The organism is Pantoea sp. ACRSC, from assembly GCF_022346785.1.
GTDB lineage: Bacteria > Pseudomonadota > Gammaproteobacteria > Enterobacterales > Enterobacteriaceae > Pantoea > Pantoea alvi.
Map to the genome: position 1 here is coordinate 143,632 of NZ_JAKRNN010000012.1, position 6,918 is coordinate 150,549.

The 6,918-nt window shown below is 55.5% G+C and carries 6 protein-coding genes, 1 tRNA gene and 3 rRNA genes; 6 read left to right on the top strand and 4 right to left on the bottom strand.

The features are described from left to right. Window positions 1-157 precede the first annotated feature (157 nt). The 6 genes from dusB to MHZ97_RS13610 all read left to right on the top strand — a co-directional run bounded on the left by dusB (window position 158) and on the right by MHZ97_RS13610 (window position 6,148). Window positions 158-1,123 carry a tRNA dihydrouridine synthase DusB gene (gene dusB / locus MHZ97_RS13585; RefSeq protein ID WP_103794851.1) on the top strand — a complete coding sequence of 322 codons (966 nt, stop codon included), beginning with the start codon at window positions 158-160 and terminating at the stop codon, window positions 1,121-1,123. A 24-nt stretch (window positions 1,124-1,147) separates the two neighbouring features. Beyond that, window positions 1,148-1,444, top strand: a complete 297-nt coding sequence (gene fis, locus MHZ97_RS13590) for a DNA-binding transcriptional regulator Fis (RefSeq protein ID WP_000462905.1) — start codon at window positions 1,148-1,150, stop codon at window positions 1,442-1,444. Window positions 1,445-1,993: 549 nt separating this feature from the next. Then, window positions 1,994-3,019, top strand: a complete 1,026-nt coding sequence (locus MHZ97_RS13595; protein WP_103794458.1) for an amino acid ABC transporter substrate-binding protein — start codon at window positions 1,994-1,996, stop codon at window positions 3,017-3,019. A 67-nt stretch (window positions 3,020-3,086) separates the two neighbouring features. Beyond that, a complete protein-coding gene (locus MHZ97_RS13600; RefSeq protein WP_239314779.1) occupies window positions 3,087-4,265 on the top strand; it encodes an amino acid ABC transporter permease in 1,179 nt (392 codons plus the stop codon). A 15-nt stretch (window positions 4,266-4,280) separates the two neighbouring features. Beyond that, window positions 4,281-5,381: an amino acid ABC transporter permease gene (locus tag MHZ97_RS13605; RefSeq protein ID WP_239314778.1), complete on the top strand. Its 1,101-nt coding sequence runs from the start codon at window positions 4,281-4,283 to the stop codon at window positions 5,379-5,381. 8 nt (window positions 5,382-5,389) lie between these two features. Continuing rightward, on the top strand, window positions 5,390-6,148 hold the full coding sequence (locus tag MHZ97_RS13610; RefSeq protein ID WP_103794456.1) for an amino acid ABC transporter ATP-binding protein: 759 nt from the start codon (window positions 5,390-5,392) through the stop codon (window positions 6,146-6,148). Window positions 6,149-6,264: 116 nt separating this feature from the next. Here MHZ97_RS13610 and rrf (MHZ97_RS13615) read toward each other — a convergent pair. From rrf (MHZ97_RS13615) to MHZ97_RS13630, 4 genes are all read right to left on the bottom strand, one after another. Further along, window positions 6,265-6,380, bottom strand: a 5S ribosomal RNA gene (gene rrf / locus MHZ97_RS13615). A gap of 32 nt (window positions 6,381-6,412) precedes the next feature. Further along, window positions 6,413-6,488, bottom strand: a tRNA-Thr gene (locus tag MHZ97_RS13620). A gap of 15 nt (window positions 6,489-6,503) precedes the next feature. Then, window positions 6,504-6,619 (bottom strand): 5S ribosomal RNA (rrf, locus tag MHZ97_RS13625). A 198-nt stretch (window positions 6,620-6,817) separates the two neighbouring features. Beyond that, window positions 6,818-6,918 (bottom strand): 23S ribosomal RNA (locus MHZ97_RS13630); the annotation flags it as partial.

Below are 6,918 nucleotides of genomic sequence, written 5' to 3' on the forward strand. Positions count from 1 at the left end.
AAGCGATTGAATATAAACAATAATTAAAAAATTGACTGCGCTTTAACCGTCTTTATCCCGCTGTTTACGGCGAATTGTTCAAAGTTTGGCCTTTCATCTTCGGTAAAAAATGCGTAATATACGCCGCCTTGCGAACAGTTACGGTCACTTCTTCTTCATGCGCATTGGACACCACCAGCTACGTAATCGGCTCATTGCTGCGCCGATGGCCGGGATTACCGACAGGCCGTTTCGCACGCTCTGTTTTGAGAACGGCGCCGGTATGGCGGTCTCTGAGATGCTGTCATCTAACCCTGAAGTCTGGGCCAGTGACAAATCCCGTTTGCGTATGGTGCACAGTGACGAGCCCGGCGTTCGCGCCGTGCAAATAGCAGGTTGCGATCCTGATGAGATGGCGGCGGCCGCGCGTATTAACGTGGCGTCTGGCGCGCAGATCATCGATATCAACATGGGTTGCCCGGCCAAAAAAGTGAATCGAAAGATGGCAGGCTCAGCGCTGCTGCAGTATCCCGAGCTGGTGAAATCTATCCTCACCGCCGTGGTTAACGCAGTAGATGTGCCCGTTACGCTGAAGATTCGCACCGGCTGGGATACGGAAAACCGTAACTGTGTAGAGATTGCCCAATTGGCTGAACGCTGTGGCATTCAGGCCCTGACGATACATGGACGCACTCGTGCCTGCCTGTTCAACGGGGAAGCTGAATACGACAGCATTCGGACAGTTAAGCAGAGTGTCACCATTCCCGTTATCGCGAATGGCGACATAACTGACCCGCATAAAGCCAGAGCCGTGCTTGACTATACGGGGGCCGATGCCCTGATGATAGGCCGCGCGGCTCAGGGAAGACCGTGGATCTTCCGGGAAATCCAGCATTATCTGGACACTGGGGAGCTGCTTGCGCCGCTGCCGCTGGCAGAGGTGAAGCGTATGCTCATTGCGCATATACGTGAGCTGCACGACTTTTATGGTCCAGGCAAGGGATACCGTATATCGCGAAAGCACGTCTCCTGGTATTTGCAGGAGCATGCCCCTAATGACCAGTTTCGGCGCACATTCAACGCCATAGAGGATGCCAGCGAACAGCTGGAGGCGTTGGAGGCATACTTCGAAAATCTTGCGTAAACGAAATAAAGAGCTGAAAGAACTATGTTCGAACAACGCGTAAATTCTGACGTACTGACCGTTTCTACCGTTAACTCACAGGATCAGGTGACGCAAAAGCCTCTGCGTGATTCGGTTAAACAGGCACTGAAGAACTATTTTGCTCAACTGAACGGTCAGGATGTTAACGACCTCTATGAGCTGGTACTGGCTGAAGTCGAGCAGCCACTGTTGGACATGGTGATGCAGTATACCCGTGGCAACCAGACCCGTGCTGCGCTGATGATGGGTATCAACCGTGGTACTCTGCGTAAGAAACTGAAAAAATACGGCATGAACTGATTTTTAGTTGATGCGGTAAATGACGCCAGCCTGAGTGCTGGCGTTTTTATTTGCGCAGCATTTCGCCATTAAGCTGAAAGCGATGAAACAACTCATTCGCAAATGGTAACCTTAGTTGCAATCGCGTAAGTGAAGATTGCCTGGGTGCTGATTTTGTTTTATCCCTTCGCCTCACCTCCCCTTTTCTTCACTCGCCTCGCTGCAACCCCAGCGCTGACGCCCGGTCAGTGATCATTGTTGGCGAAAAGCGTAACTCATCTTCTGCATACATCCTTTCCTGAGCTTTGGCTCACATTGCTTCCATATAGTGAAACTATTTGCACTAATTGTGATCGCGGCGACTCGCTTTGCTTCCTTTTGGTGCGCGATAGTAACGCTGCTTTACTGCTCCTTCAGATTAATAAGAGATCTTTCCAGCCCACACACGATTCTGCAAACCTGGCACTGGCTTTGCAGAGCTATGCGTGGCTGACCGCCACAGACAGGTAATAGCGCGCTGCAGGGTGCGCATCAAACATAACAAAATAATTACGCCACACAGGATGCTTTATGAAAAAGATGATGCTCTCTACGCTGGTCGCCGCCGCTGCGCTCCTCGCGGTTACGCAGCAGGCGCACGCCGGCACCACGCTGGATGCGATTAAGAAGAAAGGTTTTGTGCAGTGCGGTATCAGCGATGGTCTGCCGGGCTTCTCCTATGCTGACGCCAGCGGCAAATTCTCCGGCATCGACGTTGACGTCTGCCGCGCAACGGCGGCCGCTGTTTTCGGCGACGCCAGCAAAGTGAAATATACGCCGCTGACCGCGAAAGAGCGTTTCACCGCGCTGCAGTCAGGCGAAGTCGATATCCTGTCGCGCAACACAACCTGGACCTCTTCGCGCGACGGCGGCATGGGCTTCCTGTTCGCTGGCGTGAACTACTATGACGGCATCGGCTTTTTGACTCACCAGAAAGCAGGCCTGAAAAGCGCGAAAGAGCTGGACGGCGCTACCGTCTGTATTCAGGCGGGCACCGATACCGAGCTTAACGTAGCGGACTTTTTCAAAGCCAACAAAATGCAGTACACCCCGGTGACGTTCGATCGCTCTGACGAATCCGCTAAGGCGCTCGACAGCGGCCGCTGCGATACGCTGGCGTCCGATCAGTCTCAGCTTTACGCACTGCGTATCAAACTCGGCAAGCCGGACGAGTTTATCGTGCTGCCGGAAGTAATTTCGAAAGAGCCGCTGGGCCCGGTCGTACGTCGCGGCGACGATGACTGGTTCACCATCGTGAAATGGTCGCTCTTCGCCATGCTGAACGCGGAAGAGATGGGCATCAACTCGAAAAACGTCGATCAGATGACCGCCAAACCGACTACGCCGGATATGGCGCACCTGCTGGGTGCAGAAGGCGACTTTGGCAAAGACCTGAAGCTCGATAACAAGTGGGCTTATAACATCATCAAACAGGTCGGCAACTACCAGGAAGTGTTTGACCGCAACGTAGGCAAAGATAGCGCGCTGAAAATTGCGCGCGGTCAGAACGCGCTGTGGAATCAGGGCGGCATCCAGTACGCCCCGCCGGTCCGCTAATTACCTGTGTTAATGGGACGCCGCGTCGTGCGGCGTCCTGACTGCGCTTTGTCTCCGAGGTTTCAACATGTCACAACGCCCAAGCGTGAAAAGGGACATTTCATTCGGTAATCCCGCGGTTCGCGCCTGGCTTTACCAGATTGTCGCCATCGTCACGGTCGTTATCGTGGTGGGTTATCTGATCCACAATACGATTATCAACCTTGCCAGCCGCGGCATCACGTCCGGATTCGGATTTCTTGAGCGCAGCGCCGGTTTCGGCATCGTCCAGCATCTGATCGAATACACCGAAGGCGATACCTACGCGCGCGTATTTCTGGTGGGTCTGACCAATACGCTGCTGGTCTCGGCGCTCTGCATCGTTTTTGCGTCGCTGCTGGGATTTTTTATCGGCCTGGCGCGCCTGTCGGATAACTGGCTGCTGCGCAAGCTCTCAACTATCTATATCGAGACGTTCCGCAATATTCCGCCGCTGCTGCAGATCTTCTTCTGGTACTTCGCGGTGTTGCGTAATCTTCCCGGCCCGCGCCAGGCGTTAAGCGCGTTTGATGTCGCTTTCGTCAGCAACCGCGGCCTCTATGTGCCCTGGCCGCAATATGCGCCGGGTTCCGCCCCCTTTATTGTGGCGCTGGCGCTGGCCGCCGCGGGCAGCTATGCGCTGTTCCGCTATCATCGCAAATATCAGCTTAAGACCGGCCAGCTGCGCCGTACCTGGCCCGCCGCGCTGGCCATGTTCGTGCTGTTTCCCGTCGTGGCCCATCTGGGCTTCGGTGCCGCCACGCACTGGGATGTGCCAACGCTGCGCGGCTTTAACTTCCGCGGCGGCTTCGTCATGATCCCGGAGCTGGCGGCTCTGACCCTGGCGCTCTCGGTCTACACCTCGTCATTTATCGCCGAGGTGATCCGCGCCGGCATTCAGTCCGTGCCGCACGGCCAGCATGAAGCCGCTCGCTCGCTGGGGTTGCCCAATCCGGTGATGCTGCGTCAGGTCATTATTCCGCAGGCGATGCGCGTAATTATTCCGCCGCTTACCAGCCAGTATCTCAACATCGTGAAAAACTCCTCGCTGGCCGCCGCTATCGGCTACCCCGATATGGTGTCGCTGTTTGCCGGTACGGTGCTCAACCAGACCGGCCAGGCGATCGAAACCATCGCGATCACCATGGGCGTCTATCTGGTGATAAGCCTGGTGATTTCACTGTTGATGAATATCTATAACCGCAAAATCGCGCTGGTTGAGCGCTAAGAGAACGGGATGACGATGTCTGTTACCACACACGAAAACTCGCCGGCCGCCGTTACGCCGCTGAGCCGCGCCTGGGGCTGGGCGCGAAAAAATCTCTTCTCCAGCTGGTTCAACTCGCTGCTGACGCTGTTTTGCCTCTGGCTGATGTGGCAGGTGATCCCGCCCGCGCTGGAGTGGCTGGTGTTCCAGGCAAACTGGATTGGCGAGACGCGCGCCGACTGCACCAAAGAGGGTGCATGCTGGGTCTTTATTCATGCGCGCTTCGGCCAGTTTATGTATGGACTCTATCCGCACGAGCTGCGCTGGCGTATTAACCTGGCGCTGGTGCTGGGCGTCGCCTCGATTATCCCGATGTTTGTGAAATCGCTGCCGCATCGCGGCCGCTATATCGCCTGCTGGGCAGTGATCTATCCCCTCACCGTCTGGCTGCTGATGTATGGCGGCCTGTTTGGCCTGGAGCATGTCGAAACGCGCCAGTGGGGTGGCCTGACGCTGACGCTGATTATCGCCGCGGTCGGCATCGCCGGTGCGCTGCCGCTGGGTATTCTACTGGCGCTGGGACGCCGCTCGCGTATGCCGGTGGTGCGTACGCTGTCGATCATTTTTATTGAGTTCTGGCGCGGCGTGCCGCTGATTACCGTGCTGTTTATGTCGTCGGTGATGCTGCCGCTGTTTATGTCAGAAGGCACCAGCATCGATAAGCTGGTGCGCGCGCTGGTTGGGGTGATTTTGTTCCAGTCCGCCTATGTGGCCGAAGTGGTGCGCGGCGGTTTGCAGGCGTTGCCAAAAGGTCAGTATGAAGCGGCAGAATCGCTGGCGCTCGGCTACTGGAAAACGCAGCTGCTGGTGATTTTACCCCAGGCGCTGAAGCTAACCATCCCCGGCCTGGTAAACACCATTATCGCGCTGTTCAAAGATACCAGCCTGGTGATCATTATCGGGCTTTTCGACCTGTTCAGCAGCGTGCAGCAGGCGACTGTCGATCCCGCCTGGCTGGGGATGTCGACCGAAGGCTATGTCTTTGCCGCGCTGGTCTACTGGATTTTCTGTTTTAGCATGTCGCGCTATAGCCAGCATCTGGAGAAGCGCTTTCACACCGGGCGTAAATCGCACTGAGGTTTTCCATGACACAAAATTTGCACCACGATTCAGCGTTGATGATTTCGCTCGAGAACGTGAATAAATGGTACGGACAGTTTCATGTCCTGAAGAACATTAACCTGCAGGTGAAGCCGCGCGAACGCATCGTGCTGTGCGGCCCTTCTGGTTCTGGTAAGTCCACAACGATTCGCTGCATCAACCATCTGGAAGAGCATCAGCAAGGACGCATCGTGGTCGACGGCATCCATCTTAATGATGATGTGCGTAACATCGAGCGCGTGCGCACCGAAGTAGGTATGGTGTTTCAGCACTTCAATCTTTTTCCACATCTGACGGTGCTGCAGAACTGCACGCTGGCCCCTGTCTGGGTGCGCAAGACGGCGAAAAAAGAGGCAGAGGAGCTGGCGATGCACTATCTCGAACGCGTGCGCATCGCAGAGCATGCGCATAAGTTTCCGGGCCAGCTCTCCGGCGGACAGCAGCAGCGCGTGGCGATTGCGCGTTCGCTCTGTATGAAACCGAAAATTATGCTGTTCGACGAGCCGACCTCAGCGCTGGATCCAGAGATGGTTAAAGAGGTGCTGGATACTATGATTGGGCTGGCGGAAGATGGAATGACGATGCTGTGCGTGACCCATGAGATGGGCTTTGCACGTACCGTGGCCGATCGCGTGATCTTCATGGATCGCGGCGAGATCGTGGAGATGGCGCCACCGGAAACCTTCTTCTCGAACCCGACATCTGAACGTACGCGCGCGTTTTTGTCGCAGGTTATCCATTAACGCTGAACAGAGCACAACGCCCCGGACAGGTTCCGGGGTTTTTTATCGGCGGAAAAGGTAAAGCGCAGAAAAGAAAAAAGCCCTTTGCTTATGCAAAGGGCTTTTTCTTGTTTGATGCCTGGCAGTTCCCTACTCTCGCATGGGGAGACCCCACACTACCATCGGCGCTACGGCGTTTCACTTCTGAGTTCGGCATGGGGTCAGGTGGGACCGCCGCGCTAAAGCCGCCAGGCAAATTCTTTATACGCCGAACTATTGTGTAACTGGTGCTGATACCCAGAGTCGAACTGGGGACCTCACCCTTACCAAGGGTGCGCTCTACCAACTGAGCCATATCAGCACACTGTATTTGGATGCCTGGCAGTTCCCTACTCTCGCATGGGGAGACCCCACACTACCATCGGCGCTACGGCGTTTCACTTCTGAGTTCGGCATGGGGTCAGGTGGGACCGCCGCGCTAAGGCCGCCAGGCAAATTCTTGTGCAAGAAACGAATCTTTTACGCTGCTGCTGCGTTGGCTGCGCTCGTAAACTCAGTCACATACCCCTGTATGCTCCTTCCTTTACCGCGCTTGCCGCCTTGCTTCAGCGCAAAATCTTTCGTTCCCGCTAATTCTTTATCCGGTACAAGCTGAAAATCTCGCGTCTCGCAAAACGCCTCTGGCGTTGTAAGGTTAAGCCTCACGGGTCATTAGTACCGGTTAGCTCAACGCATCGCTGCGCTTACACACCCGGCCTATCAACGTCGTCGTCTTCAACGTCCCTTCAGGA

Coding starts and splice junctions, on each gene's coding strand:
- fis (WP_000462905.1), top strand. CDS start 1,148: ATGTTCGAACAACGCGTAAATTCTGACGTACTGACCGTTTCTACCGTT.
- MHZ97_RS13605 (WP_239314778.1), top strand. CDS start 4,281: ATGTCTGTTACCACACACGAAAACTCGCCGGCCGCCGTTACGCCGCTG.
- MHZ97_RS13595 (WP_103794458.1), top strand. CDS start 1,994: ATGAAAAAGATGATGCTCTCTACGCTGGTCGCCGCCGCTGCGCTCCTC.
- dusB (WP_103794851.1), top strand. CDS start 158: ATGCGCATTGGACACCACCAGCTACGTAATCGGCTCATTGCTGCGCCG.
- MHZ97_RS13610 (WP_103794456.1), top strand. CDS start 5,390: ATGACACAAAATTTGCACCACGATTCAGCGTTGATGATTTCGCTCGAG.
- MHZ97_RS13600 (WP_239314779.1), top strand. CDS start 3,087: ATGTCACAACGCCCAAGCGTGAAAAGGGACATTTCATTCGGTAATCCC.